The sequence below is a fragment of the Erwinia sp. MMLR14_017 genome (genome assembly GCF_033657285.1).
Taxonomy (GTDB): Bacteria; Pseudomonadota; Gammaproteobacteria; order Enterobacterales; family Enterobacteriaceae; genus Erwinia.
In genome coordinates this window covers 341,271-366,005 of sequence record NZ_JAWVWP010000001.1, presented here as the reverse complement: position 1 = coordinate 366,005, position 24,735 = coordinate 341,271, and the positions used below count along the sequence as shown (strand labels likewise).

The 24,735-nt window shown below is 51.9% G+C and carries 24 protein-coding genes, 1 tRNA gene and 1 pseudogene; 12 read left to right on the top strand and 14 right to left on the bottom strand.

What is annotated here, in order from left to right:
* Both SD961_RS01765 and SD961_RS01760 read right to left on the bottom strand, forming a co-directional pair.
* Positions 1–543, bottom strand: a complete 543-nt coding sequence (locus SD961_RS01765; protein ID WP_318788689.1) for a cytochrome b — start codon at positions 541–543, stop codon at positions 1–3.
* Positions 540–1,598 (bottom strand): catalase family peroxidase, encoded by a 1,059-nt coding sequence (locus SD961_RS01760; protein WP_318788688.1) that lies wholly within the window; start codon positions 1,596–1,598, stop codon positions 540–542. The genes SD961_RS01765 and SD961_RS01760 overlap by 4 nt, the downstream gene beginning before the upstream one ends.
* A gap of 126 nt (positions 1,599–1,724) precedes the next feature.
* On the opposite strand from SD961_RS01760, the gene SD961_RS01755 reads away from it, so the two are divergent.
* Both SD961_RS01755 and SD961_RS01750 read left to right on the top strand, forming a co-directional pair.
* Positions 1,725–2,273, top strand: a complete 549-nt coding sequence (locus SD961_RS01755; RefSeq protein WP_318788687.1) for a DUF2946 domain-containing protein — start codon at positions 1,725–1,727, stop codon at positions 2,271–2,273.
* Positions 2,274–2,354: 81 nt separating this feature from the next.
* Entirely contained in the window at positions 2,355–3,902 is a 1,548-nt protein-coding gene (locus tag SD961_RS01750; RefSeq protein ID WP_318788686.1) for a PepSY domain-containing protein, read from the top strand.
* Positions 3,903–4,089: 187 nt separating this feature from the next.
* Here SD961_RS01750 and SD961_RS01745 read toward each other — a convergent pair whose 3' ends face one another.
* The 3 genes from SD961_RS01745 to SD961_RS01735 are packed head-to-tail and all read right to left on the bottom strand — an operon-like array spanning position 4,090 to position 7,545.
* A complete protein-coding gene (locus SD961_RS01745; RefSeq protein WP_318788685.1) occupies positions 4,090–5,064 on the bottom strand; it encodes a nucleoside hydrolase in 975 nt (324 codons plus the stop codon).
* A gap of 7 nt (positions 5,065–5,071) precedes the next feature.
* On the bottom strand, positions 5,072–6,109 hold the full coding sequence (locus SD961_RS01740; protein WP_318788684.1) for a LacI family DNA-binding transcriptional regulator: 1,038 nt from the start codon (positions 6,107–6,109) through the stop codon (positions 5,072–5,074).
* Between the two features lie 47 nt (positions 6,110–6,156).
* Positions 6,157–7,545, bottom strand: a complete 1,389-nt coding sequence (locus tag SD961_RS01735) for an MFS transporter (protein ID WP_318788683.1) — start codon at positions 7,543–7,545, stop codon at positions 6,157–6,159.
* Between the two features lie 585 nt (positions 7,546–8,130).
* Here SD961_RS01735 and SD961_RS01730 point away from each other — a divergent pair.
* Positions 8,131–8,700 (top strand): histidine phosphatase family protein, encoded by a 570-nt coding sequence (locus tag SD961_RS01730; RefSeq protein WP_318788682.1) that lies wholly within the window; start codon positions 8,131–8,133, stop codon positions 8,698–8,700.
* Here the strand turns inward: SD961_RS01730 and SD961_RS01725 are convergent.
* Positions 8,660–9,592, bottom strand: a complete 933-nt coding sequence (locus SD961_RS01725; RefSeq protein ID WP_318788681.1) for a LysR family transcriptional regulator — start codon at positions 9,590–9,592, stop codon at positions 8,660–8,662. The genes SD961_RS01730 and SD961_RS01725 overlap by 41 nt on opposite strands.
* A 92-nt stretch (positions 9,593–9,684) precedes the next feature.
* Here SD961_RS01725 and SD961_RS01720 point away from each other — a divergent pair, with 92 nt between their 5' ends.
* Both SD961_RS01720 and SD961_RS01715 read left to right on the top strand, forming a co-directional pair.
* Positions 9,685–10,497 (top strand): SDR family oxidoreductase, encoded by an 813-nt coding sequence (locus SD961_RS01720; protein ID WP_318788680.1) that lies wholly within the window; start codon positions 9,685–9,687, stop codon positions 10,495–10,497.
* Between the two features lie 144 nt (positions 10,498–10,641).
* On the top strand, positions 10,642–11,376 hold the full coding sequence (locus SD961_RS01715; RefSeq protein WP_318788679.1) for an SDR family oxidoreductase: 735 nt from the start codon (positions 10,642–10,644) through the stop codon (positions 11,374–11,376).
* 34 nt (positions 11,377–11,410) lie between these two features.
* Here SD961_RS01715 and SD961_RS01710 read toward each other — a convergent pair whose 3' ends face one another.
* Together SD961_RS01710 and SD961_RS01705 are read right to left on the bottom strand one after the other, a co-directional pair.
* The gene (locus SD961_RS01710; protein WP_318788678.1) at positions 11,411–12,337 is read right to left on the bottom strand and encodes an AraC family transcriptional regulator; all 927 of its coding nucleotides are present in this window, start codon (positions 12,335–12,337) and stop codon (positions 11,411–11,413) included.
* Positions 12,338–12,485: 148 nt separating this feature from the next.
* A complete protein-coding gene (locus tag SD961_RS01705; protein ID WP_318788677.1) occupies positions 12,486–13,085 on the bottom strand; it encodes a TetR/AcrR family transcriptional regulator in 600 nt (199 codons plus the stop codon).
* Positions 13,086–13,516: 431 nt separating this feature from the next.
* Between SD961_RS01705 and SD961_RS01700 the strand changes: the two genes are divergently transcribed.
* The 7 genes and pseudogenes from SD961_RS01700 (at position 13,517) to SD961_RS01670 (ending at position 19,111) form a co-directional block, all read left to right on the top strand.
* Complete coding sequence (locus SD961_RS01700; protein WP_318788676.1) at positions 13,517–14,320, top strand: SDR family oxidoreductase; 804 nt, start codon at positions 13,517–13,519, stop codon at positions 14,318–14,320.
* Positions 14,321–14,607: 287 nt separating this feature from the next.
* Positions 14,608–14,684 (top strand) — tRNA-Ile (locus tag SD961_RS01695).
* A 120-nt stretch (positions 14,685–14,804) separates the two neighbouring features.
* Complete coding sequence (locus SD961_RS01690; protein WP_318788675.1) at positions 14,805–15,593, top strand: hypothetical protein; 789 nt, start codon at positions 14,805–14,807, stop codon at positions 15,591–15,593.
* Positions 15,594–15,712: 119 nt separating this feature from the next.
* The gene (locus SD961_RS01685; protein WP_318788674.1) at positions 15,713–15,916 is read left to right on the top strand and encodes a helix-turn-helix transcriptional regulator; all 204 of its coding nucleotides are present in this window, start codon (positions 15,713–15,715) and stop codon (positions 15,914–15,916) included.
* 218 nt (positions 15,917–16,134) lie between these two features.
* Positions 16,135–17,343 (top strand): inovirus-type Gp2 protein, encoded by a 1,209-nt coding sequence (locus SD961_RS01680; RefSeq protein ID WP_318788673.1) that lies wholly within the window; start codon positions 16,135–16,137, stop codon positions 17,341–17,343.
* 463 nt (positions 17,344–17,806) lie between these two features.
* Positions 17,807–18,136 (top strand): annotated as a pseudogene (locus SD961_RS01675) (IS3 family transposase); the annotation flags it as partial.
* Positions 18,137–18,781: 645 nt separating this feature from the next.
* Positions 18,782–19,111, top strand: coding sequence for a hypothetical protein (locus SD961_RS01670; protein ID WP_318788672.1), 330 nt, complete (start codon positions 18,782–18,784; stop codon positions 19,109–19,111).
* A gap of 811 nt (positions 19,112–19,922) precedes the next feature.
* Here SD961_RS01670 and SD961_RS01665 read toward each other — a convergent pair.
* The 6 genes from SD961_RS01665 to gfa form a co-directional block, all read right to left on the bottom strand.
* Positions 19,923–20,372: a hypothetical protein gene (locus SD961_RS01665; RefSeq protein ID WP_318788671.1), complete on the bottom strand. Its 450-nt coding sequence runs from the start codon at positions 20,370–20,372 to the stop codon at positions 19,923–19,925.
* Between the two features lie 277 nt (positions 20,373–20,649).
* A complete protein-coding gene (locus tag SD961_RS01660; protein WP_412916643.1) occupies positions 20,650–21,261 on the bottom strand; it encodes an alpha/beta hydrolase in 612 nt (203 codons plus the stop codon).
* Positions 21,261–22,229 carry a glutathione S-transferase family protein gene (locus SD961_RS01655; protein ID WP_318788669.1) on the bottom strand — a complete coding sequence of 323 codons (969 nt, stop codon included), beginning with the start codon at positions 22,227–22,229 and terminating at the stop codon, positions 21,261–21,263. The genes SD961_RS01660 and SD961_RS01655 overlap by 1 nt, the downstream gene beginning before the upstream one ends.
* A gap of 10 nt (positions 22,230–22,239) precedes the next feature.
* Entirely contained in the window at positions 22,240–22,647 is a 408-nt protein-coding gene (locus SD961_RS01650) for a DoxX family protein (RefSeq protein WP_318788668.1), read from the bottom strand.
* Between the two features lie 97 nt (positions 22,648–22,744).
* On the bottom strand, positions 22,745–23,659 hold the full coding sequence (locus tag SD961_RS01645; RefSeq protein ID WP_318788667.1) for a LysR family transcriptional regulator: 915 nt from the start codon (positions 23,657–23,659) through the stop codon (positions 22,745–22,747).
* Between the two features lie 483 nt (positions 23,660–24,142).
* The gene (gene gfa / locus SD961_RS01640; RefSeq protein WP_318788666.1) at positions 24,143–24,718 is read right to left on the bottom strand and encodes an S-(hydroxymethyl)glutathione synthase; all 576 of its coding nucleotides are present in this window, start codon (positions 24,716–24,718) and stop codon (positions 24,143–24,145) included.
* Between the last annotated feature and the right edge of the window lie 17 nt (positions 24,719–24,735).

Genomic DNA, 24,735 nt, shown 5'->3' with positions numbered 1-24,735 from the left:
TTATCCCCGGCGTTTCGAACCCGTCATACTGCTGAACACGCCGTCCCGCAGGATCAACCCATGGAGCAACGCAGCGGCCAGATGCATCATCACCGTAATAAACAGGATCAATGCAACCCAAGTGTGTAGCGGACGCAGCAGTGCGTAAAGATCGTTACTGATCGGTGCGATCGGCGGCAGTACAAACCTACTCCCCAGAGTAACAGGATATCCTGCCGCCGACAGCATTGCCCAGCCAATCAGCGGTTGCGCCAGGATCAGCGCATAAAGTACCCAGTGAGAGAGATGCGCCACAGCTTTTTGCAGGCCGGGGATGCTGTCAGGTAAAGGCGGTTTCGCCGTAGTGAAGCGTACCACCAGCCGCACCACTACCAGCAGCAGGATCGCCACACCCAGAGGCTTATGAATAGCCACCAGCAGGCCATGCAGGGAGGAAACGGTAGAGACCATCCCCACGCCAATAAACAGCATTGCCAGAATAGCCAGCGCCATCAGCCAGTGCAGCATGCGGAGTGCCGGATGAAAATAGGTGACCTGTTTCATAAGGTTGCTCCCGATGTGCCGTGGGCTTCTTCCTGCGTACGGCGATTGTATGATTTGGCATAAGCGGCAGATCGCGCGTTCAGCAATGGATCGTCAGAGGCTGCAATGCCATCCGGCAGGATCAGCGGATCGTAATTAATGTTATTGCAGGGACCGCCTTCCTGCGGCACGGTGCGGTTCAGGACCAGAGTACCGGCCGTAAGCGTCTGGCGGTCAGCTGGCCAGACTTTACTGGCATCGTTGCTGGCATCACCCTGAGCGGCCACTGTGAACACCAGATCCCACTTCAGTGGCCCCTGTGCCAGGCGTTTTTCCAGATCCTGCTGAAGAAAATCTTTGTTCTGTTTGTCCTGAGGGGAGAGCGATTGCCAGGCTTGCTGCGGCACCATGCTCCAGCGCACCAGATGACTTTGACCGCTTTTGTCGATCAGACGGAAGGCGTTGAGGCTGTTGTAACGATCCACCGCCCAGCTTGCGGAAGGGACATATTGTTTCACCCAGGCGCCAAATGCTTTCGCTTCAGGATGCGCGGCGGCAAATGTCTGCATCTTTTGCGGATCGGGCTTGCCCGTTGCGGGGTCCGGCTTTGAGGCAACAAGCTGATCGTAAAAACCCTGCGGCGTGGCAACCGGGAAAAAGGGCATTGCATTCATCCCGGTGCGCCACTGCTGGCCGGAGGCGGTAGTGAAAGCCAGCGCCATACTGCGAATGGGAACAGCGTAATCCGGCGCGCCGGCATTACCGCCAGCAATGGCAAAGCGCCCGGTCACCGGCGTAGTGGTAGCGGCGGCGAACAGAGCGGCACGAGAAAGCGAGCTGAGGTTGCCGTTAGCCTCAAATTCTCCAGTCACGCACAGACCTTTAGCATGATTGCGCCTGAAACCCGGTTTTTCTCCCGGCCCGTGTTGCAGAGTGTTCACCAGTTTATCGGCGGAAAGACGCTGGGGCGCAAGCCATCCGCCCGCCCATAAAAACAGCAGCGCCAGCAAAAGGGGGATCCCTCCTACCAGCGCCAGGCGCAGGATACGTGGAAGGGTTGTCGTGGATTGGGTCATATTGAGTGCTCACAAGTTTAGCCAATGAGCAGATAAAACGAACCAGTAACGGCTTTATTCCCTCGGGGAAAAAATATTTTTTTGCTACACTCCACGGCGTTGAGAGCTAATCAGGATGTTTATGGTTTGTCGCTGATTCAGATGCACCGCTCACCCAACCGCTTCGCGGCCTGGCTGGCAGTGTGCGCCATTTTGCTGTTATTTGTTGCCCCGGTGATTTCCAAATCCCTGGTCACTGAGGCTGGACGTCATTCCATGATGATGTCGGGCATGGCGATGGCCGACGACGATGAAATGAGCATGACAGCCCCCCGGGCCATGACTCACCATCATGCGATAAACCTGCCTGCTGAAGGTGTCATGGCTGCCAGCGGTGAGAGGGGCATATCATCGGATAGTGCCCTTTCCCATCAGGAGATAAGTCCGGCCGCTATGGCAGCAATGTCGCCGCTTGAGCATGCGCGGATAATGCAGCATCACCCCATGTCGATGATGGATGACAGCGCCTGTGGCTACTGTGTTCTGCTGGCGCATTTACCGCTCGACCTGACCAACTTACCGGCTCTCTGGTCGGCCCTTCAGGCCGCCAAACAGCCCGACCTGCCGCTGTTCCGCCCCGTGGTGGCGCGGTTTATACCCCGTTTTTTCCATCCCCGCGCCCCACCCGTTTACTGAGCCCGTGTCGCTTTAACCACACTGCTGCCGTCATTACGGCAGACACCTGCTCATGCCTGATCACCGGCGGATGGAATAATTATGTCAGATAAAATCCTGGCGCACTCTGCACGCGCCGAACAATCCCGGAGCGCACTTCTGCCGTTGCTGCGCCGCCTGCACTTTTATATTGGCTTGTTTATCGGCCCGTTCATATTTGTCGCTGCGCTGACCGGCGCCCTGTACGTTATGACGCCGCAGCTTGAAGCGGCATTGTATTCCCATCAGCTCTATACCAGCAGTCAGGGCCCGGAAAAAACGCTGGCCGAACAGGTTCGCGTGGCGGAGGAATATATTGGCCCGGATGCGACCATCACCGCCCTTCGCCCTGCCCCTACAGCGGGTGAAACGACTCGCGTCATGTTCACTGTGCCGACAAAAGGCTCTGCGACCACGGCGGTATTTGTCGATCCGCACACGCTGGAAATCCGCGGGATGCTCAATGTCTATGGCACCAGCGGCGTGCTGCCGTTACGTACCACGCTGGATTATCTGCATCAGAGTCTGTTGCTGGGCGAGTTTGGCAGGAACTACAGTGAACTGGCCGCCAGCTGGTTATGGGTAGCTTCACTGGGAGGTTTGCTGTTATGGGCCACCAGCCGGGCACCGGAGAAAATCAAAAAGGGCCACCGCTCACGCGGCCAGAGCCTGCTGCGGCATCGTTACTGGCACAGCACCCTGGGAGTCGCTCTGCTACTGGGATTACTGTTTTTCTCGGCAACCGGCCTCACCTGGTCACGCTGGGCTGGCGAGAATATCTCCTCAATGCGCAGCCATTTTGGCTGGCTGACCCCTTCAGTTAACACCCTGTTGAGTCCCTCTTCTGAAGAACACCACACGCCATCGGCCTTATCAGCTCATAGTGAGACCGGAGAGCACGCTGGTCATGCTGTGCCGATGAGCGGTGATGAAACAGGAGAACATGCGGGCCACTCTGTGCCTGCGAGCCGCAACATTCCGCAACAGCCAGCAGATGAGCATGCGGAACACAAGATGCAGGCCATGTCGATGGCTGAAGAGTCCGTCGCCAAAGTCGCTATTTTGCCTGAGCAGTTTGATGCGGTGGTAAAAACGGCGCGTGATGCCGGGATTTCGGCAGGGAAAATTGAAGTGCGCCCCTCAACCCGCGCCGACAAGGCCTGGACCGTCAGTGAAATCGATCGTCGCTGGCCTACGCAGGTCGACAGCGTGGCGGTCGATCCGCGCAATTATGCCCTACTTGATAAAGTGGAGTTCGCGCAGTTTGGCCTGCTGGCCAAGCTTACGCGCTGGGGAGTGGATGCCCATATGGGCGTGCTGTTTGGCCTGCCGAATCAGCTGATTCTGGCGGTATTTGCGCTGGGGCTTTGTGTGATGATCGTCATGGGGTACCGCCTCTGGTGGCTGCGCCGACCGGCCGCAGGCCAGGGACCGCACCCGGCAGAAACGCTGCTGTATCACTGGCGAAAGCTGTCAGTCAGCGCCCGGTTTCTCCTGCTGGTGGGAGTAGTGGCACTGGCTCTGAGCCTGCCCTTAATGGGGATCACTTTGCTGATAATGATGGTGATTGATCTGCTCCGCTGGCAGCGGGCAAACAGGGTTGCGGCTTAGAGAATTGCCCGGCGGCCTTTGTCCGGGCAGCAACCTCTGCCCAGACAGTCATTGCCGGGACGGAGAAAATAGCCTGACTCAGAGCTGACCGTATAAGAGCAGCGGCCTGAATGATATTGTCAGTCTGATTAATAGTAGTGACTCTGTCTCAGCATCAACTCCTGAACCGGAGTTGACGCTGAAATCTTCACGCCAGCGCTTTCTCAAGCATGGCGATCAGCAACCGGTTATCCACCGTTTGCAGCACGTGGATCAGCTCGCCGCCCGGCGCGCCAATCCCGACGTCTACCCACAGCGGTTGACGATAACGCCATGACTTTCCGCGCGTCTGACCGGGACGCAGTTCAACCTCTACATAGTAATCTGCTGCCGTGGCAACCTGCTGATTTAACAGCCAGGCGATAACCAGCGCATCATGGATCCTACAGCCGGGAAGTTTGCGCGTCTGAATGGAATAATCTATCCAGGGTCGCACCGTTTCGGTGACAAAGTTCGAAAGCGCAGTGTTCAGCTTAGCAATCCGGTTGAGGTCATTATGGGTCATCAGCGTCTGGGTGGTGACATCCATCGGCACCAGCGTAATGCTGGCCCCGCTGGTTAATACTTTCTGCGCCGCCTCCGGGTCCAGCCCAAAGTTGGTATCCTTGATGTAGTCATCCAGGGCAAAAACCCCGCCCATGATGGCGATCTCCTGCACAGCATCAATCATCTCGGGATAGCGCTCCATCGCCAGTGCCACATTGGTTAGCGGGCCAATCGCTACCAGAGTTATCTGTCCCGGATTTGCGCAAATCAACTTTGCGATAGCCTCTGCCGCTTCCTCTTGCGGAGGCGAAAACAGCCCTGGCTGGCGGACACCTTGCCAGAGATGCGCGAGGTTGCTGTTGTGAACACGATTATCCAGCGCTTCCCGCCACGGCTCCGGCGGCTCCACAAGGGCGCGATCGGCTCCTTTTACCACAGGCACGGCGAGGCCTAATCGCTCCACCAAATCCTTTGCCACATTGAAACCCTGTTCGCAGGGTGTATTGCCTGCCACAGTGGTGATCAATTCAAGTGAAACATTGGCCGACCCAAGCGCGAGCGCAAGAGCCAGGCCGTCATCTACATTGGCACCGGTAATGCCGTTTCCTGGATCACAATCAATAATCAGTCGTTTCATTTTTTTATCATATTTTACGGCGTTGCCCGCGATCGCTAAAGACGCAGCCGCAGGATTCACCAATTTCCAGCTGATGAGCAAACTCACTCAGCTGTGCCTCGCCTTCCGGGGCGGACAACATTGCAATGGCCCTTTTTGCCATTTCCTCAACCGGCTGACGCACGGTGGTCAATGACGGGACATGAAACGCTGACTGTTCCGTTCCATTAAAACAGACCAGAGCAACCTGCTCTGGTACTGAGATATTGTGCTCTGCCAGCGCGCGAATGCAGCCGATCGCCTGCGTTTCGTTAGTGGCAAACAGGGCGCGGGGCAAAGAGCCATTTTTCAGCATTCTTTGTGCTGCTTCATAGCCGCCCTCACGCGAATAGCTGGTGGGGAAGATCCATTCCGGGCGTTCGGTGACGCCAAAATCTGCCAGCGCCTGACGCCATCCGGCCAGGCGATCCTGAGTGTTGAGCCGCTCAAGCGGGCCGCAAATAATTCCCACCGCTTTGTAGCCATGACTCAGCAGATGCGAGGTGACCTGATGCGCCGCTGCATGCTCATCCACGCGCAAAATATTCACCTTCAGCGCCGGATCGACGCGGTCCAGCATGACCAGCGGCGTGCCGGTGGCCCGAATAATATCGATATAGGGATGACGGTCGACGCTGTTATAAAACAGTCCGTCAACCTGCTGGCTCAAGAGCGTATTAATCAGCTCCAGCTCGCGCTTGCGGCAGTCGCCTGCATCGCCCAGCAGCATAACCATACCGTTGCTCAACGCCTCCTGCTGCAAAGCATGGGCAAAAGAAGCGATAAAGGTATTGGAAATATTGGGTACGACCAGACCGTAGGTTTTACTGGTTCCAGAGGCGAGCGCTCTGGCAACGCTATTAGGGCGATACCCCGTTTTTTTGATCGCCTCAAGGATGCGAAGCCGCGTTGCTTCCGCAACCGGCCTAGGACCATTATTGATAACGTAACTCACCACCGCTACGGAAGTGCCGGCCTCCCTGGCCACATCTTTACGGGTCGCGCGGTTAAGCGGGTTTTTTGCCAATGTTTCGCCTTGTGGGGTGGCGAGCCGCGCGGCCCGCCTTGTTCCCGTCAGATTGCATCTTCAGGGGCATTAAGATCGCGCCCACGGGTTTCCGGGGCTATAAATGTGGTCAGGAAACCGATACCGGCCATCACCGCAAAATAGGTGGCAATCGGCCACCAGTGACCGGTCCAGGACAACAGCGCAGCGGCAACCAGCGGCGCCGTCCCGCCAGAGAGAATAGAACCCAGCTCTTTCGCCGTCGCCATTTTAGTATAGCGATGATTCACGCCAAATAACTCCACGCCCCAGGCCGCCTGCACGCCGAAAATACCGAGCGAGGCCAGTCCCATTCCTGTCACAATAGTGGCAATCACAATCACAGGCTCACGGGAGTCAAGCAGCATAAAGGCCGGGAAAGCGTAGAGGATCAGCAGCAGACAGAAGCAGCGGTAGGTAATGCGGCGGCCAAATCGGTCGGAAAGCCAGCCGGCAAATGGGATGATCAGGAAGCCGAGCAGCGAGGCAAGAAATACTGCCGTGGTGGCGACGGATTTATCTACCGCCAGAACCTTTACCACGTAACCAATAATAAATCCCTGCGCCAGATAGGAAGGGCCATTTTCACCAATACGCAGGCCAACCATTACCAAAAACGAACGGCTGCGCTGCCAGAAGCTGCGGTTATCCGCAGGCTGTAGGGGAAGCGCGCTTTCGCGCTGAGCCACTATTTCCGCTTTCTTGCGTTCGAATACCGGCGTTTCTTTCAGATGACGGCGGATCCAGAGCGCCACCAGCGCAATCAGCGAACTGCAAAGAAACGGAATACGCCAGCCCCACTCCTGCAACTGCTGTTGATCCATCTGTACCACCGCCAGCCAGACCAGCGATGCCACCAGCGTGCCGCTGTTTGATCCCAAAGCGATAATGGAAGATACCAGGCCCCGTTTTTCTGCCGGAGCGTATTCACCCAGCATCACCGTGCCCCCGGACAACTCCGCCCCTGCGCCAAAGCCCTGGCTGAAACGCAGCACGACCAGGCAGGCAGGAGCCCACAATCCGATAGAGGCGTAGCTGGGAATAACACCAATTAATGTAGTGGAGGCCCCCATCAGGATAATGGTGGAGACCATCACTACTTTGCGGCCTTTACGATCGCCCAGCCAGCCAAAGAAGAGTGCGCCAATGGGCCGGGCGATAAAGCCTACGGACCAGGTAGCAAAGCTGGAGAGAAGCGCCATCGCGGGGGTGGCTTCAGGAAAGAAAACATCGCCGAAGATGATGCCGGCAGCCAGGCCATAGAGTGCGAAATCCGCATACTCCATCGCTGTGCCAAGCCAGCATGAGAGGGTTGCGCGCCAGAAATCCTTGCGCCCTTCTGGTGTGGTCAGGCTCTCATCTGCCGCAGAAGAGGCGGAAAACGAAGCTGTTGGGTTTATTCCTTGAGGAGTAGACATAAAAATTCCCTGATGTGCTGCTGTCTGAATTGCCCTCCCTGGCTTGCCCGAAAAAACGGGGAATCCGCCAGTTAGGGCGCTCTTTTTCTGAGCCAAAGGTCAGTAACAGGTACCCTGGTGTTGGGATGTATTATTCGCTTCCCGTTTGTTGGTTTTCGTAACCAATCGCATAAGTAACGTGAAACAAAGTGACCTTCACTAAGCAGTTGAGCAACATACACCGTGAATTTTTACCAGGGGGTCATTGTATCTACGCGCGTAGATAAAGCAATAAGTTTCCATAAATAAATTAGCATACCTTCACATTGATGCTCGCTGGCTATATTACAAGATCATGTAACTCAATAGCTTAAAATTACCAACAAACGCCACTGCTTAAACATCAGTCGATGATACAACGAATAAACTTTACTAACGATCAAAAACCACACAGCTTTAGCTTACTCACTTCGGGCCAGTGTAAACAGCATTATGTTTCAACAGCATGACGCAAAAAGAATGGAGGACATTCTTAAAAAGAGGAGGGTGATTTGTCTTAGTGAACGAGGCGGCATATTCTTGATAAAAGTTACCGGAGGGAAAGGCATGAGCATAATTCTGATGCGTCACGGGAAACCTGACCACCGGGTCGGCGGGCGCCTGCCGGCGCTGGCCATGGCGCAATGGTGCGAAGCCTATGACCTTTCTGACGTCCAGGATTTTCCGCCCGAGAAGAGCCAGTGGGTTGCGGCTATGGCAGATTATGTTGTTGCCAGCCCGCTGCCCCGCGCCCGTTCATCGCTTAAAAAGCTGGGGCTTGAACCCGCCTGTGTTGATGGCGTATTCAGCGAAGTCTCTCTTCCGACCGTATCGCTGACCTATCCTCACCTGCCACCCTCGCTCTGGCTTTCCCTTCTCCGCCTGATGTGGTTTTGCGGATATGCCGGGTCGGTTGAGTCCTTCCAGCAGGCTGAACAGCGGGCCAGCCAGGCCGCAGCGAGGCTGATTACCTTTTCCAGCCATGGCAACGTGCTGCTGCTGGGGCATGGCATTATGAATAAAATGATTGCCCGTCATCTGCGTAAAGCGGGCTGGCTGGCCGAGAAACATGCGAGCAGCCGTCACTGGAGCACGGCTATTTACCATCCTCCAGTGATCCCGCCTGGTCAGCATTAACGGCGAATGACTTCACCACATCAATAAAAGCCCGCAAGGCTGCCGGAACATGCCGGTGGCCAGGATAGTAAAGGGCCAGTCCGGATGAAGGCGGACTCCACTCTTCAAGCAGCACCAACAGGCTGCCCTTTTCCAGCCAGGGTCTCGCCACGCTATCGGGTAACCAGGCAATCGCCTGACCAGCCGCCGCCGTTTCCGCCATCAGTTCGAGATGATCCAGCATCAGCATGCCCTGTACGTCGATATGGCGCTCAATGCCGTGACGGGAGAACTCCCAGCGATACCGTTTACCGCTGGGCAGACGAAAACGGATACACTGATGGCGCAGCAGATCGTCTGGCGTGGTGGGTGTACCGCAGCGCTGAAGATAGTCTGGCGACGCCACGGCGATAAACCGCAACTCCCCGCCAAACGGCACGGCCACCATATCCTGCGGCACATCGTCCAGCAGACGTACGCCAGCATCAAACTTTTCGCTGACGATATCGATCAACCTGCCTTCCGTAACCAGATCAAGCGAGATAGCCGGATACCGGCGCAAAAACTCAGGCACCACCCGCTGCAACAGCTGACGTACGGCGCTCTCACTGGCATTAATGCGCAGAGTGCCGGCTGGCTGCTGACGGTACTGCTCGACGGAACTCAGTGCATTTTCCAGCCCCTGCAGCACTGGCCGTAGCTGGCCTAACAGCTGTGCGCCCGCTTCGGTAGGGGATACGCTGCGGGTGGTGCGATGCAAAAGCCGTACGGCCATTTTTTCTTCCAGCGTACGCAGCATATGGCTGAGGGTTGAAGGCGACACGCCCAGTTCATCGGCAGCCTGCCGGAAACTGCCTCTGGTCGCTACCAGCACAAAAGCGTTCAGCGCAGCCAAATCGGGTTTCTGATTCATGGGTAATTTTCACCAACGCATGCAGGATTAGACGGATAGTAGCACTAATCCTGACGGCGTAAGGTTAACGCTTACCCAAGAGGAGAAGCTCTATGTCTAAAACATGGTTTATTACCGGCACTTCATCTGGCTTCGGCCTGGAAATGACCGAACGTCTGCTGGCGCGCGGCGACCGCGTTGCCGCCACGCTGCGCAACCCCGCTCAGCTGAGCTTACTGAAAGAACGCTATCCTTCCCGGCTCTGGCTGGCGCAACTGGATGTCACCCGTACGGATAATGTGCGAAAGGTAGTGGATGATGCATTTGCCGAACTGGGGCAGATTGATGTGGTGGTCAGCAATGCCGGTTATGGCCTTGCAGGAGCCGCTGAAGAGCTTACCGACGCGCAGATCTCCCGACTGTTAAACACCAATGTTCTGGGTTCCATTCAGGTTATTCGTGCCGCGCTGCCGCATCTTCGCCAACAGGGCGGCGGGCGTATATTGCAGCTTTCTTCCATGGGCGGCCAGGTGACTTTCCCGGGGTTAAGCTTGTACCACACCAGCAAATTCGCTATGGAAGGTTTTGTGGAGGCGATTGCGCAGGAAGTGGCTGAATTCAATATTGAATTTACGCTGGTCGAGCCAGGCACCGCGCAAACCTCCTTTACCAGAGGCATGGAGATGGCCGAACCGCTGGCGGCTTATGATAACACCGGCATCCGTCAGTTACTGGCAAACTGGCCGAACGTGGGCGATGCGAAAAAAATGGTGCGTGAAATGATTGCCTCAGCCGATCGATCCCCTGCTCCACGCAGGCTTACTCTTGGCAGTGATGCCTGGACGCTGGTTCATGCTGCCCTGACGGCGCGCCTGGCAGAACTTGAAGCACAGCGGGAAATAGCCTTCTCTACCGACAGTGATTAACTTACTTTAACTTTCTGGCTAACTCATTTTCAGAGGAACAGGCAAGCATCGCAGAGTCCCGGATATTCGCAAGCAGACGGGAACATTTTAAGCTTGTTTCAGCTGTCGGAGAGGCCGTCAGCAAAGCCTCTGAAGGAGAGTACTGTGTCTGAACTGAATAAAAAAGTTGTGGCTATTACCGGAGCCAGCAGCGGCATTGGGGAAGCCACCGCCCGCCTGCTGGCCGCCAGAGGCGCCCGCGTTCTGCTGGGCGCTCGCCGTACTGAGCGGCTGGCGAAAGTGGTTGATGAGATCCGTGCTGCGGGAGGAGATGCCCACTTCATGTCGCTGGATGTCACCAGCCTGACGGAGATGGAATCCTTTGTCGAAAAAGCAAAAAGCCATTTTGGTGGGCTGGACGTTTTTATCAATAATGCCGGAATAATGCCGCTTTCTCCGCTCTCCTCCCGCAAGGTTGAAGAGTGGGACCGCATGATTGACGTCAACATCCGTGGCGTGCTGTACGGTATTGCTGCTGCACAGCCACTGATGGAGCAACAGCAGCATGGTCATATCATCAATATCTCTTCCATCGGAGGGTTGGCAGTTTCGCCTACCGCCGCGGTCTATTGCGCCACCAAATTTGCCGTGCGGGCGCTCTCTGACGGTCTTCGCCAGGAGAGTGACATACTCCGCGTAACGGTAATCTCGCCGGGTGTGGTGACATCTGAGCTGGCCGACACCATCACTGATGATTCCGCACGTGAGGCGATGAAAGCGTTTCGCCGCGTTGCGCTTGAGCCGGAAGCTATCGCCCGCGCCGTTGCTTACGCCATTGAACAGCCGACGGATGTGGATGTCAGTGAAATTGTTGTCCGTCCAACGGCCAGCCCCTGGTAACCCTGCCTCTGCCCGCCACCTGCGCGGGCTTTTTTTATCCTGCCGCGCTGACCGCCGGTTCAAGCCGCAAAATATTCTGCATGTACATCGCCTCCTGCACCGGGCTGCGGCCAAAAAAGCGTTTAAATTCACGGCTGAACTGTGAAGGGCTTTCGTAACCTACTTTAGCTGACACCGTCGCGGCGGAGATGCCGCCGCGCACCATTAATAATCTGGCATGATGCAGACGGGTCGATTTTAAATACTGGATAGGCGAACTTTGCGTAACCTTTTTAAAATGCGCATGGAAAGTGGCGACGCTCATTCCTACTTCGCTGGCCAAATCGGCCACCTCAAAATGCTCCTGAAAGCGGTTTTGCAAAATATTCAGCGCACGGGCGATCTGCGCAAAAGAGCCCTTCTGCGCCAGCGCAGCACGCAGCGTTGCGCCCTGCTCACCGACCAGCACCCGATAGTAGATTTCCCGCAGCAGCCCGGCGCTGAGTACCTGAGTCTCTTGCCGTGACTGCAACGCTTGCAACAGGCGTACCACGCTTTCCCCCAGCCCGGCATCCAGCGGCGAAGAGAGCATGCTGACCGGTTCGCTGCCGCGGGGAACGGGGAGCGCTAAAGTAAGCATCAGTTCAGCCAGTAGCTGAAAATTGAGCCGGAAAGCGACCGCCAGCATCGGTTCTTCCCTGGTGGCTTCGGTCTGGCTGATAAACGGCAGCGGCACGGCGACAACCAGACAGTGCTGAGCATCATAAACGTAAGCTTCCTCCCCCAGAAAGCCGCGTTTGCGCCCCTGGCAGACAATGACGATAGAGGGTTCATACAAAACCGGCGTGCGGTCAAGCGCGATGTCCGAACGCAGAAAACGCACATCCTCCAGCGCCGATTGGGTATAACCGTTGGTTGGTGCCAGCGCGGTTATCAGCTCAGCCATCTTTATCCGGCGCTTTTCATTCTGATCGATCGTCATGTTGAGCTTCCATTGCAGGATCAATGTGATTATCAGCGACGTAAGTTTTCCTGAGCCGCGCCGCTTGCAACAAGGATGGTCATTTCGGGCTGGGTTCAGGGCAGTTAACCGTGTCGGCTTATCAGGTCCATGCGGCTTATTGTGATCTTCAGCCGCGCCGATCCTCTTCAATGCCCAGCCGCCGTTTTAGCTGACTCCTTGAGGCTGCCAGCTTCTTTTCAGCAAGCTCATCATCCTGAATTGCCCGAGCCAGCGCCATTGCGCCAATAAGTTCAGCCTGCACAGAGGAAGCCAGCGCATCTGGCTCTGCATGCCCCATCGCCTTTAGTGAACGGGCAACCAGCCCATGCATCTCCTCTATCCCCAGAGTAAAGCGATCCCGCGCTTCCTGCGGCAAACGGCTGGCTTCACCCGCCAGCGACGGCATGGGGCAGTTCTGCTCCGGGATTTTACGGGCTTCTGCTGAAAGATAACTGTCGATCAGACAGGAGAGCCGATCTGCACCTTCCGGTAAAGAGGATAATCCCTTAAGCCTCTGCTTTGTTTCGATAAACATCCGATCGACAACATTCGCGACCAGATCGTCACGGGAAGTAAAGTGAGCATAAAAACCACCGTGGGTCAGCCCTACCCGCTTCATCAGCGCCGCCACGCCAATACCCTCTGTCCCCACCACCCGCATAATCGCGGCGGCTTCGTCCAGAATACGCTGGCGGGTACGTTCTTTGTGGGTGATAACTTCGGACACGACTCCTCCTTCAGAAACGTTTTAAACATTAACAGGCTGATAAATAAGTATGTGGCTTCGGGGCTTGGGTGAAAAGAGGACAACTATTTATTTGCGAAGCGGATTCCGCTAAAAACTACCGGCCTTAGCTGCCTTAGCTGCCTTAGCTGCCTTAGCTGCCTTAGCTGCCTTAGCTGCCTTAGCTGCCTTAGCAGAGTGAGTATACTCATCAGATCGATAGAATATGACAATCATAATAATTATTATTGTCATCATATTCAATACCGCTGTCCTTTTTAAAAAAATAAATCCTTGAAATAAATCTACTTTTTAGGTTAACCCTTGCTTCAGTTTTGCATTTTGTAAGGTAACAGGCCGCTTGACAGAAAATATTATGATCATCATATTAAGCCTCACCACCACATGATGACCATCATATTCAGGAGTAGAACATGTCCATTTCATCAGGCAAGAAAGGTACGGCAATGGTTACTGGCGCATCCGCAGGCATTGGCGCGGTTTACGCTCAGCGACTGGCAGAACGGGGTTATGATCTGCTGCTGGTAGCAAGGGATAAAGCCAAACTTGAAGCTCTGGCGGCACGGTTTTCGTCAGAGTACGGCGTACACAGCGAAGTGCTCGCGGCTGACCTGATTAATCAGCAGGACCTGGTTCAGGTTGAGCAGCGCCTTGCCAGTGATAATGCCATCACCCTGTTAGTGAATAATGCGGGGATGAGCGTAGCGGGCGAGTTTTTGGATAATGACATCGAGAGCGTGCAAAAGATGATTATGCTGAACGTGCTGGCACCTACCCGCCTCGCACATGCGGCCGCTAACGCTTTCAAAACCCGCAAGCAGGGAACCCTGATCAATGTTGCCTCTGTGCTTTCACTGGTGCATGAGATGGCGAACGGCGCTTACAACGGTACTAAATCTTTCGTCCTGACCCTCACTCGTTCGCTGGAGGCCTCGCTGCAACCGCATGGTGTCCGAGTACAGGCGGTATTGCCAGGACTGACCCGCACTGAAATTTTTGAACGTTCTGGCAGCTCGGTTGATGAACTGCCGCCACATATGGTGATGGAGGTCGACACCATGGTGGACGCCGCGCTAGCCGGGCTGGATTTGGGAGAAAGCGTCACCATTCCTTCGCTGGAGAAAATTGAGAACTGGCACACTTATGACACAGCCCGCGCCGCACTGCTCCCGGACCTGTCGTTAAGCCAGTCTGCTTCACGTTATCGTCAGGGTTGAGGCCGTACAAGAAAAGAGGGGGAATATTGTCATCCCCTCACCTCTTCAGGGAAAGAAGTCAGAGAGTTCATGACCTCTTGTTCAGGGTAACGACGTTCTATTCCTGAAATATTACCCATAAGGGTAAGCGTGCTATTTACTGAAGTGAAGCTGAGGGCCAAATGATATTTTGCGGAAGAGTAGGTTAATCAAACAGTTCGGCTGAGAGCCTGAGTGCCTGGAAAACAGCCAACCGGATGATAACTGCTGGATTGCATTCCCAAGTTACATTATAATCCTGCGCCGCAGGCCCCTTAGCTCAGTTGGTTAGAGCACGCGACTCATAATCGCTTGGTCACTGGTTCAAGTCCAGTAGGGGCCACCAAATTTATCAAGGACTTAGACAGGAAACTGGCTGAGTCCTTTTTGTTTTCTGGCATTACAGGTGACGTAGTGGGTGATGTAATCCACATGCTGCATCATCTGCTATCAAGACACAGAGCATATGAACCTGTTTGACAGACTCGACAAGAAAATGAGTGAGCGGCGTGACAAAGAAGCCGGCTTCGTCAGCCTTAAACAAATTTGCTTATATATGAAATCTGTCAGGCCATCAGCTTCATGGCAAGATCTTGCCGATAGTTTTGTAACTACGCTCCTTGCTCTAAAGGAACCTCCTAAGCTGTATCGATTGGAAAACGGGTTAATGCTCGATGTTTCCATCGTTAATGCTTCCCTGGAAAGAGAAAGGGACAGTAAGCCTCGCTCATTTGAAGAGATGGGGCGCTTTATTGGAACTTCGGCTCAAACATTGATGAGAAAACTGAATGAAGAAAGCATCAATGACCTGAAGCTAGCTCTTTATGGATATCAGAAAGCCGACTTAAAAAACGCCTTCGGTACAGATTTTACCGATACCGCAGACATTGCAACTTCATTAACGGATCATGAAGCTACTTTAATAGCCGAGATAGAACTATTACGGTCAGAAAACGCGCGTCTGCAAAAAGCACTAAGTGATCCACATCCCAATGCGGAGCGATTTGCTATTAATCGCGAGCAGATTCTTCTTGCTGCCCTGTACGTGCTTTATAACGAGCCAGAGTTGTGGAAGCAAAAAACAAAAGAGGCTCTGAAAAGGATTGTCCCAACGCCAACAAGGCTCTCAAAAGAGCTAGAAAATCTCGGCCATCATCTTTGGAGTAATGGCTCTCCCCCACTGTCAATGGATCAAACAGTGAGATTATTGTCCAGAGCTATTAAAAACCCGCCTAAAAATAGCGATCCGCTGTAATCATTAAAATTCAAAGGGATACAGAGTAGTCACCGATGACTACTCCAGTTACTCAACGAACAACCCTTTCCCATTTTGTTTCAATCTCGCTCACACTAAAGCAAGTTAATGAGGTTGAGTTGAAAACTAACAACATCCACGAAGTACATTTTCGTCCTCAGCCCATCATTCGTATCAGCAAAATGATGGAGTTACTGGATTGCAGCCGGACCACTCTGTATCGCTGGGTTAAACAGGGTGTCTTCCCTCAACCAATCATGCGTGAAGGTCGTACGATTGGCTGGAAGCTTTCCGATTACGAAGGGTGGCAGCAAAGCAGCTAACATCAAAACCTTTGATATCCCGTGATACTAAGCAGAGCCCCGCTCTGCTTTTTTTATAGCATCCTGCTTTTGGAACAGGATGAAACAAAATCTACACGGGCAACTATCAATAAATAATGGTGATAACTTCTGAAGCAGCACCGGGGCAACGGGGTTTAAAGAACCTAATAGCGCTTACGAACTTCAGGATATTTATAATATTTACCCGCAGGCTGGCCATGCTCACAGATTCAAGTAAATACAGTTTCATCTACAAAGATATTCTTTGGAATGTAATCCCTCATGAGACGGATCAGCATACAGGCATCCTGAATAGCCTGTTTTCTTTGACAGAAAATTCTTTACAGCTATCAAGTCGCTTGTTTGCCATTCGTATGGATTTCAGGCTCAGCGCTTTCACACCTGATAATTCACCAATGACCCGCTTCCAGCAAGCGTTCATCCCTGCGCTCCGTAAAAAGTATCCGAAAACGTTCATCAACTATGCATGGGTCCGTGAACAAGATAAGTCTGATGCACAGCATTATCACTATGTTCTGATATTGAATGGACACCATGTTTGTTATGCGCAACCGCTGGTGGATTTAATGGCTGAGCTCTGGGAAACAACAACTGGAGGGATACACTGGTTACCCAAAAACCCCTGGTACAAAGTCAACCGTGGCGATATTGATTCACAAGCGTCTTTTATTAAGCGCATTAGTTACTTTGGGAAAAAACGCAGTAAAGCGCGTAATCCTGCCGGAGTTAAAAGCTATGAAACCGGCATACGTAAATCTGAGCGTTATAGCCCTTCTACCACAATCGGCAAAAAGCCATCATCACAGCCTGAGCAAAAAACAACTATGCCTGATAATTACCCCCATGCGCATGAGCTTCAGCAAAAACGTTTCGCTGGTTGGAAAGATGAGGAGCTAAACTGGTTTAATACATATTCATTGAACACAATCAGTCTGACTACCGGTAAAAACGAGCCAGATATTTTTAAACACCGCCAGAATTACCTGCAAATGATAGTAAATTACAACATTTCACCAGCAAAATATGCAGATGAGTATGATTTACCGCGCTGGTGGGTATACAAAAACCTGAGGGACTCAGGAGCAGAAATCCAACGCCTGGTTTACTGGGAATTACATCGTTCTACCTGGCACCTGCAGTGTAAAGAAAGCGGTAAAACGGCAGAAGAATACGTGAAGGAAAATAACTTACCAGAAAAAACCGCTATCCGTCGGCTTAAGCAACGCAAGATGAACGCTTATTGGCGCGAACATTTTGACCTTTATTACACTATTTTTTGGCCATTGGGGACATCTGTGGCCTTCTACTGCGAGCTTCATAGTCTGAAGCCCAGTACTGCACGTCGTTATCTGATCAACTTACCACAAGGGATTATCACGCCGTTTGTGATACGGCACCTGATTTAAAGTGTCCTAAGTACGATGTAACAACATTAACCATACAAGTCTTATGTCAAAAATGAGTTGTTAAAACAGCGCAATTAAATATGCTTATTTTTCAAATAATTATAAAATACAGGGTGATCAAGAAAGTGATCGCACCTGCAAGAAAAAATAAAAAATCACAATAAATTCATATGATTATATAAAATACCGATGATCACTTACGTTTAGCGTGATCACTGTAATTTATGATCACGTGATCGTATCCACGATCTATGGACGCATGGTTTAGAAAATTGGAGACCCCCGCGCGTAAATGAATCTGCGCGCGGATGAAGCTTGGCTTTACCTGCTATAGCAACTGATTTTTAGCCGCAGGCCCTGATTGGCAGGACAAGGTCATTGCAAATAACAGCATGGTTGAGATGCACTGTAGATGGCACTGTTATGGCGTAATCCTCAAAAAAGGTGCTGGTTCACTCAGCCGTATACAAGCCATGAGTGGCAGTTGTTCCTGAAATCACACGGTCTGTAAGGCAGCATGGGTCGTCGCGGTAACTGCCACGACGATGCGGTTGCAGAAAGCTTTTTCCAGCGACTGGAACGCGAACGGATAAAGAAAAAGCTCTACTGGACGCGGTAAGAAGCCCGCAGAGATATTTTTGATTACATCGAAATGTTTTATAACTTTAAGCGTCGACATGGTTCGAGCGATCAGATGCTACCGGTTCAATATGAAAACCAATATTATCAACGGCTCGAAGGTGTCCAGATTATCCGTGGCGATTCACTTAGCCTTACCGGCATGACCTATTAAGTGGTCATTTTCTTCGTTAACTTACCCTACTTTGTTGAGCTGCGATCATTAGAATCATCGTGATCACGATCAAGCTCATGATCACAGGAGCGATCATGAACATGTTTAACTATGAAAATTAAAATTAATAAAATCAATTAATTATCTGAACATCATCACATTGCAATTGATGCAGCACTCTACAGTGGGCTTTAAAAGCGAAGCTGTGCAAAATTGTTTTGATCGCAAATTATGATCACATCTTGGCAAAGTTAGTGATGGGAAAGGAGATAAAATTTTCCCTTCGAATGTTGTAACACCGCTTTTCTTGAATCAATCAGGTTTTATGCCAAAATGACCCGCCTTTGAGCAATAAGCATGCTTTATAGTATTCCTACCTTATTCATTTGGTACTTTGTACACAGCATACTGCGGCTACGCCCCTCAAAGCCTTGTATACATTAACGAATCAACGTTTGTTTGATCATGTACTTCTCTGTACAGTTATGCTCATATTAATCGACAAGATGAGCATGCTACCTTCACGAAGGTATTATTCTCGCCAGCTTTCGAACACATTTCTTATAGTGAAGCGGACGCTGTGTCGCAAATTAACCAGAACCGATAAATATAGCTAGTTTCTAACGTACATAAGTGAGCGCATTTGTGATTAAGATACAACTAGCTAAGGACGACCAGAACGGCACTGTGATTTTTGCAGGCGATGAAGTTGCCTTGCCCTGTAAAATGTCTGTGACGGGTGACTTCACTTTAGAGGACATTCAGGCCATGTTCTGGCATATAACGTTGATGGGAGGAGGCTATGCGCAAGGAATTTATGAGCTCACTGGCAATATCTGCGCGCCCTACGAGCTGTTGCATGTTATGAAAATCTTTTCAATTACCGTGAACGGTGTGTCACAAGACTGGCTCGATGAAATGGAGTCAATGGCGCAAGCGATAAAGCGGGAAGTTGCACACGGTTATCAGCCATAGCAAGGGTTTAAATCTTATGTCTGTCAATTTAGCCCGCTTGTTGCACCAGCAATAGAAGCTGGATAGGTGATCTCCTCGGTGGGTCACCGCTTTGCTGCCCCGGGTTTTCGATGCCATTGCGGAAAAACCGAAATGCGGAGCTTATTTTGTGACACGTCCGGCGTGTCGATAAAATGCCTGTTCATGGCTATCTTAAAGCGCGTGAATTCTTCACTATTTAACCTGTCGGCATTGGCCTCGATTTTATTATCGAAGCGGGCCACTTCTGTCTCATCTTCTTCCTGATTATCCCACTCCTCTCCTGTTTCTTCCCAGCACTCTCTCCGCATCCGGGTAGTAAGTTAATGGACTTTCCCAGACTTATTTTTTTTGTAGCTGGAAGGTTTCGGAAGCACTGAGTGGTGAGTGCTTCGTAGTTTCAGGGGGGTCTTACAAAATTCGGCTGCCATTTAGATGATGACAATGACAGGCATGACACTTAGATAATGACATATGGTGTTATTAACCCGGATTCAGTCTGTGACAAATGGGTATACCTTGATGTCACAGGAGGTTTGATCCGCCCCCCCATTGACTAGTACATACCCTGATGTCAAATATGCAGCAAAATTCACGCAGTGCGATCGAGTGTTAAGTGCTTTCACCGGCTGCTATGCATCGGGGACGGACATCAGTTGTGATTTGCAAAGGTACGGAATTGTCTAAATTGGTAGGGGTATTTCAGTAGGCTTCATCCAGCATTAAAAAGTGCCGTACAATGGAGCCAGTATGATCTGCTAATCGCAGCTTTTTTGATTTAAAAGGGGATCACTCAGCATTTCCCCCTCTTCATGCTTATAGCCTGAATGCTCAGATGATGAGCCATTTCCCGAATGAAAACTAAGTAAGCTACCTGTGTCATTTCTTCTGGCGTACAAGCGCGGGCTGTATACGAAACACTGTCAGCAAGTCGGTTGAATATCGATTCAATCTCCGTATCAGTAATAAGATTAGCGCCGTTAAAATACCGGTTACTGAGCGTACACAACAGATCGTCCTGACTGGTAGCATTGCCATTGACCGGTATGATCCTTTTATCAGCTTCAATAATTTCTTCGGTCAGATATATCATCATTTCAAGCGCATAGGAACTCAGCTGCCCGCTCGTGACTATTTTTTTTAAAACATCGTCGTAACCTGCCGCAGTCGTAATTGATACACCGGCGGATGCCCATAAAAACTGGGTCTGATGCGCTGAAACAGAAAATTCGAATTCATTCATAATGTGCGTCCAAAAATCGAATCGGTAGATCGTTTTAGGTGGGCAAAACGGAGTATAGCCAGGAAAATAACCGAACCGGGTATTCATTGCGCCAGGGGATTCTGGTGAAAGAAGCTGAGCAATGAATCACCACGCACCGGTGCTGTTTATAGCCGTGCAGCGTCAACGGCGTTTCATCGCGCGCCGGCAACGATATTGAATTACTTAAGTTGGGCCTGCATGGGCAGGAGACAGAGAAAGCATCCGGCGCGGCCTTCAGTGCCATGCCGGATATTTATCAGGCATCCGGGGTGAACAGTTTATTAATGAAATTGGTTGCCGTTCTGATGCCTGCAACGGTAATGGTATGCGACACGTTTTCTTCAAGGCAGAGTTCAACCTTAACCCCTGCTGCACATAGTGCCTCAGCCGCTTTTAGACTTTCAGTCCAGCCGATCACCGGATCGGATTTACCATGAATCAGTAATGCCGTAGAACCTGTGATGGGCTGCAATGGCTGCGGGGATGCAAGTCGGCCCGAGAAAGCCACAACGCCCGCAAGCGGATAGTCTCCCCGAACTAACGCATCCATAGCCATTATCGCCCCCTGGGAAAAGCCTGCCAGCACAACGCGATCCTTAACAGGATTTATGCCCCGCTCCCTGAAAAGGTCAGTTAACGTTGCATCAAACGCTTCACGGGCCGCTGCTATACGCACCGGACGGCTCTCTTCAGTAATACCACTCACACTGAACCACTGAAAGCCTGGGCCCATATCAAAGGCCGACGGGCCATCCGGTAAAGCGATGAAGGCATGGGGCGTCGCCTGCTGCCAGTGTTCCGCCACCGCTTGCAAATCACTGCCCCGGCTGCCCACACCGTGTAACAGGACAATCAGATCCCTGTTCATCATTTTTCCTCTAAAGCGTAAGCACGCATATCTGGCCCTTCGGGCACGATACCGGCAGGGTTCAGGGTGCGGATTGAATAGTACCCCTGTTTGATATGGTCAATATTCACCGTGCTGCTGATACTGGGTATCGTCAGGACCCGACGGGTGTAACGGTCAAGATGAGCGTATTCCCTAAGCTGGCGAAGATTGCACTTGAACAGGCCATAATAAGCCGCGTCAAAACGGATCAGCGTGACAAACAGGCGAATATCAGCTTCGGTAAACGCATCACCACATAAAAAATCTCGTCCGTCAGCAAACCGGAGTTCCAGCTTATCCAGCATACCGAACACATCCTTTACGGCTTCAGCGTAGCTGACCTGCGTGGTGGCAAAACCCGCACGGTAGACGCCGTTATTCAGTAAGGGATAGATTTCGGCGTTCAGACTTTCAATTTCGCTCTGAAGTGACGGTGGACATAGGTCAATGTCAGTTCGGGCGAGTTTGCCAAACCCGCTGTTGAACATACGCACGATATCGGCAGACTCATTGTTGACGATCGTGTGAGTTTTCTTGTCCCATAACACAGGAACCGTTGCCCGCCCGGTAAATGTGTCATCTGCCAGGGTGTAAAGCTGATGTATCCATTCAGCATTATTCAGCGTATCCCGGTCAGCGCCCGGATAGTCACCAAAATGCCAGCCTTCATCCAGCAGCCAGGGTTCGACAACCGATACGCTGACCACGTCTTCCAGACCCTTCAGCTTGCGGGCAATAAGCGTACGGGAAGCCCAGGGACAAATCAGTGCCACGTAAAGATGGTAACGTCCCGGTTCTGCGATGAAGCCCGCGTTACCGGTGACCCCTGCAGCGCCGTCTGGCGTTATCCAGTGGCGAAAACTTGAGGTCTGACGCACAAAGCCGCCTTTTTCATCGGTAGCCTGCACCGGATGCCATTCTGCCGTCCATTTTCCGTTAACCAGCATGGTGCTTTCCTCAACCTTTGAATGAAGTGGGTTTTAACGCGTATTTACCGTCACCGGTTAAAGCGAGCACAATCAGGCCCACGATCCAGAACGCCGGAAATTCCCAGCCGCCGTTCGGGTTAGTGAAGAAAAAGCCCGCCGGGCCATGTACCGTGGCGATAGCACCCAGTAGAACAGGGATCAGCACTACGGCAACCACGCGGGTATAAACGCCAAGGATCAGGGCAATGGCACCGACAAGCTCAACGGTCATCGTCAGGTAGGCAAGACCGCCGGGCAGCCCCAGGGAAGCAAAAAATTTCGAGGTGCCCGCTGGCGTAAAGACAAAAAACTTCAGGCCGAAATGTGCCAGAAACAGAATGCCTAAAGCCAGGCGCATGATGAGTGCTGCATAAGGTGTGGTGCGTTGATCGAACATAGTATATTCCTCTCGTTAGTTAATGAGAGAAAGGTACTACTTTTCTGATGTGGTGATTATCCTGACAGAAAGAGCATATTTATTTCCAAAATGGAAATTATAGCCAGTTCTCTTCCCACTTTGGCTGCCCAGAAAATGACTCAGCCAGAAAATCGATGAATGCCCGGGAACGCTGCGCAAGATATTTCGCCGGCGGGTAAATAGCATAGAGGCCGAGCGGCGGGGCCTCATAACGGGAAAGCACCGGTACAACCGACCCGTTCTGCAGTGCTTCGCCAGCCACAAAAGCAGGCAGTCGCGCGATGCCCAATCCTTCAAGTGCTGCACGCAGGCACACTTCCGCGTTGGAGAACTTCATTCGCCCCCAGACTGGCTGTACATGCAGCGCCCGTTTTTCGTCGAGGAATGGCCAGACAAAGGGATCCCTGAAGTTGGTGTCCACAATGCAATCATGTTGAGAAAGCTGGTCCCAGTGTGACGGGCTGCCTTTCTGCTGCAGGTAAGCTTTTGACGCGACCATCACGATGCGTATATTGCAGAGCTTACGTGCTATCAGGTTGCTGTCAGTGAGATTGCCGATACGCAGCGTCAAGTCGAAACCCTCGTTAACTACATTAACCAGGCGGTCAGCAAAGCTAACATCCAGCTCAATATCAGGATAACGGCGGGCAAAAGCAATCAGATGGCCGGTGAGCTGGGTCGAACCGAAGGTGACCGGGGCCGAGATCCTTAATAAGCCAGAGGGGGTTTTAGAGGCGTTAAGAACGTCATCATTCAGCGCATCATATTCTGCCAGCAAGGGGCGAATACGTTCGTAATAGGCCAGACCAACTTCAGTGGGTTTTAAGGACCGGGTGCTGCGGCTGAACAGGCTGACGGCCAGTTCATTCTCAAGTCGGGTGATCAGTTTGGATGCCTGGCCGTGGCTGGTCGACAGCCTTTGTGCGGCGGCGGTAAAACTGCCTGTTTCCATCACGGCAATAAACATGCGATCGCAGTCAAGTCTTTCCATCTTCCTATCCGCTGGGCGTCAAAATTCTGTCAGCTACCATAACAAATTAACAGGCAGGTCCTACAAAAAAGAGCTTAACAAATACAGTGTTTATAAAACCTGGCCAGTGCGCCTGTTTATCTCGTTACTTACTTAAGTAATTTAAGGTAGTTATATAAAGTAACCTGCATTTAATGTTATCTGACAGGCATTATGCATGGCTGGCAACTTACCACAGCGTACCCCCGAAGAACGCCTGCAAGCCCGGGTCGCTGAATGCCTTTTATCCGGTACATGCCGCGGTGCGGGGGGATTAAACGGGCCCGTAATTGAACGCGGCAAAAGACACACTACGGCGCATATTTCATGCAGGCGTGCGTATATTCAGGGACATTCGTAATGCTGAAGCGCCTACCGGCGAGCAACGTTTCTCCTGCCCGGTTAAAGTAATCATACCCGTCTCTATTTTAATTCTACTTTTCACCTGTTTTTTATACAAAATTTTCAGGCGTGATATGTGCCTTTCTGTTTAGCGGTGTGCGCTGCCAGCACGTCCATTAATGCAGGAGACAGACAGTCATAGGTTTCCAGGCCAAGCTTGTTCAGGCTGCTTCTCACCTCATCCATCTGTGATACCGGAGCACCACTTTCAATAATTGAAGAAACAAAGGCCGCGAATGCAGGAGCCGCCCAGCCTGACTGTTCAGAAAGCTCAGTATGTACGAAATCCAGACCGTGGAAAGCATGGTCTTTATTTTCGATACGACTATACATGTGCACACCACATTCTTTACAGGCGTGACGCTGAATAGTAGCGCTTTCATCAACAATCTTGAGTTTTTCCGGATTGGCAATAACACTCACTTTTTCGCGCGGAACTACCGCGATTATCGCGAAAGTCGCACCTGCAGGTTTCCAACATTTGCTGCATCCACAGGCATGATTGTGCATCGTTTGGGCCTGAACGATAACTTCAACTGGATGACGGACGCAATGACACTTCAATGTCCCGCCAGAAAAGTTTTCGTCCGCTAGTTTGAAACCATTATTAATTGCAGGGTGCAGGTTGATATGAGCCATGGCAGTTTCCTTATTGA

Excerpts from the sequence above, each read along its gene's own strand:
- SD961_RS01765 (WP_318788689.1), bottom strand. The coding sequence starts at position 543 with ATGAAACAGGTCACCTATTTTCATCCGGCACTCCGCATGCTGCACTGG.
- SD961_RS01760 (WP_318788688.1), bottom strand. The coding sequence starts at position 1,598 with ATGACCCAATCCACGACAACCCTTCCACGTATCCTGCGCCTGGCGCTG.
- SD961_RS01750 (WP_318788686.1), top strand. The coding sequence starts at position 2,355 with ATGTCAGATAAAATCCTGGCGCACTCTGCACGCGCCGAACAATCCCGG.
- SD961_RS01745 (WP_318788685.1), bottom strand. The coding sequence starts at position 5,064 with ATGAAACGACTGATTATTGATTGTGATCCAGGAAACGGCATTACCGGT.
- SD961_RS01735 (WP_318788683.1), bottom strand. The coding sequence starts at position 7,545 with ATGTCTACTCCTCAAGGAATAAACCCAACAGCTTCGTTTTCCGCCTCT.
- SD961_RS01730 (WP_318788682.1), top strand. The coding sequence starts at position 8,131 with ATGAGCATAATTCTGATGCGTCACGGGAAACCTGACCACCGGGTCGGC.
- SD961_RS01725 (WP_318788681.1), bottom strand. The coding sequence starts at position 9,592 with ATGAATCAGAAACCCGATTTGGCTGCGCTGAACGCTTTTGTGCTGGTA.
- SD961_RS01720 (WP_318788680.1), top strand. The coding sequence starts at position 9,685 with ATGTCTAAAACATGGTTTATTACCGGCACTTCATCTGGCTTCGGCCTG.
- SD961_RS01710 (WP_318788678.1), bottom strand. The coding sequence starts at position 12,337 with ATGACGATCGATCAGAATGAAAAGCGCCGGATAAAGATGGCTGAGCTG.
- SD961_RS01700 (WP_318788676.1), top strand. The coding sequence starts at position 13,517 with ATGTCCATTTCATCAGGCAAGAAAGGTACGGCAATGGTTACTGGCGCA.
- SD961_RS01690 (WP_318788675.1), top strand. The coding sequence starts at position 14,805 with ATGAACCTGTTTGACAGACTCGACAAGAAAATGAGTGAGCGGCGTGAC.
- SD961_RS01680 (WP_318788673.1), top strand. The coding sequence starts at position 16,135 with ATGCTCACAGATTCAAGTAAATACAGTTTCATCTACAAAGATATTCTT.
- SD961_RS01665 (WP_318788671.1), bottom strand. The coding sequence starts at position 20,372 with ATGAATGAATTCGAATTTTCTGTTTCAGCGCATCAGACCCAGTTTTTA.
- SD961_RS01660 (WP_412916643.1), bottom strand. The coding sequence starts at position 21,261 with ATGAACAGGGATCTGATTGTCCTGTTACACGGTGTGGGCAGCCGGGGC.
- SD961_RS01655 (WP_318788669.1), bottom strand. The coding sequence starts at position 22,229 with ATGCTGGTTAACGGAAAATGGACGGCAGAATGGCATCCGGTGCAGGCT.
- SD961_RS01650 (WP_318788668.1), bottom strand. The coding sequence starts at position 22,647 with ATGTTCGATCAACGCACCACACCTTATGCAGCACTCATCATGCGCCTG.
- SD961_RS01645 (WP_318788667.1), bottom strand. The coding sequence starts at position 23,659 with ATGGAAAGACTTGACTGCGATCGCATGTTTATTGCCGTGATGGAAACA.
- gfa (WP_318788666.1), bottom strand. The coding sequence starts at position 24,718 with ATGGCTCATATCAACCTGCACCCTGCAATTAATAATGGTTTCAAACTA.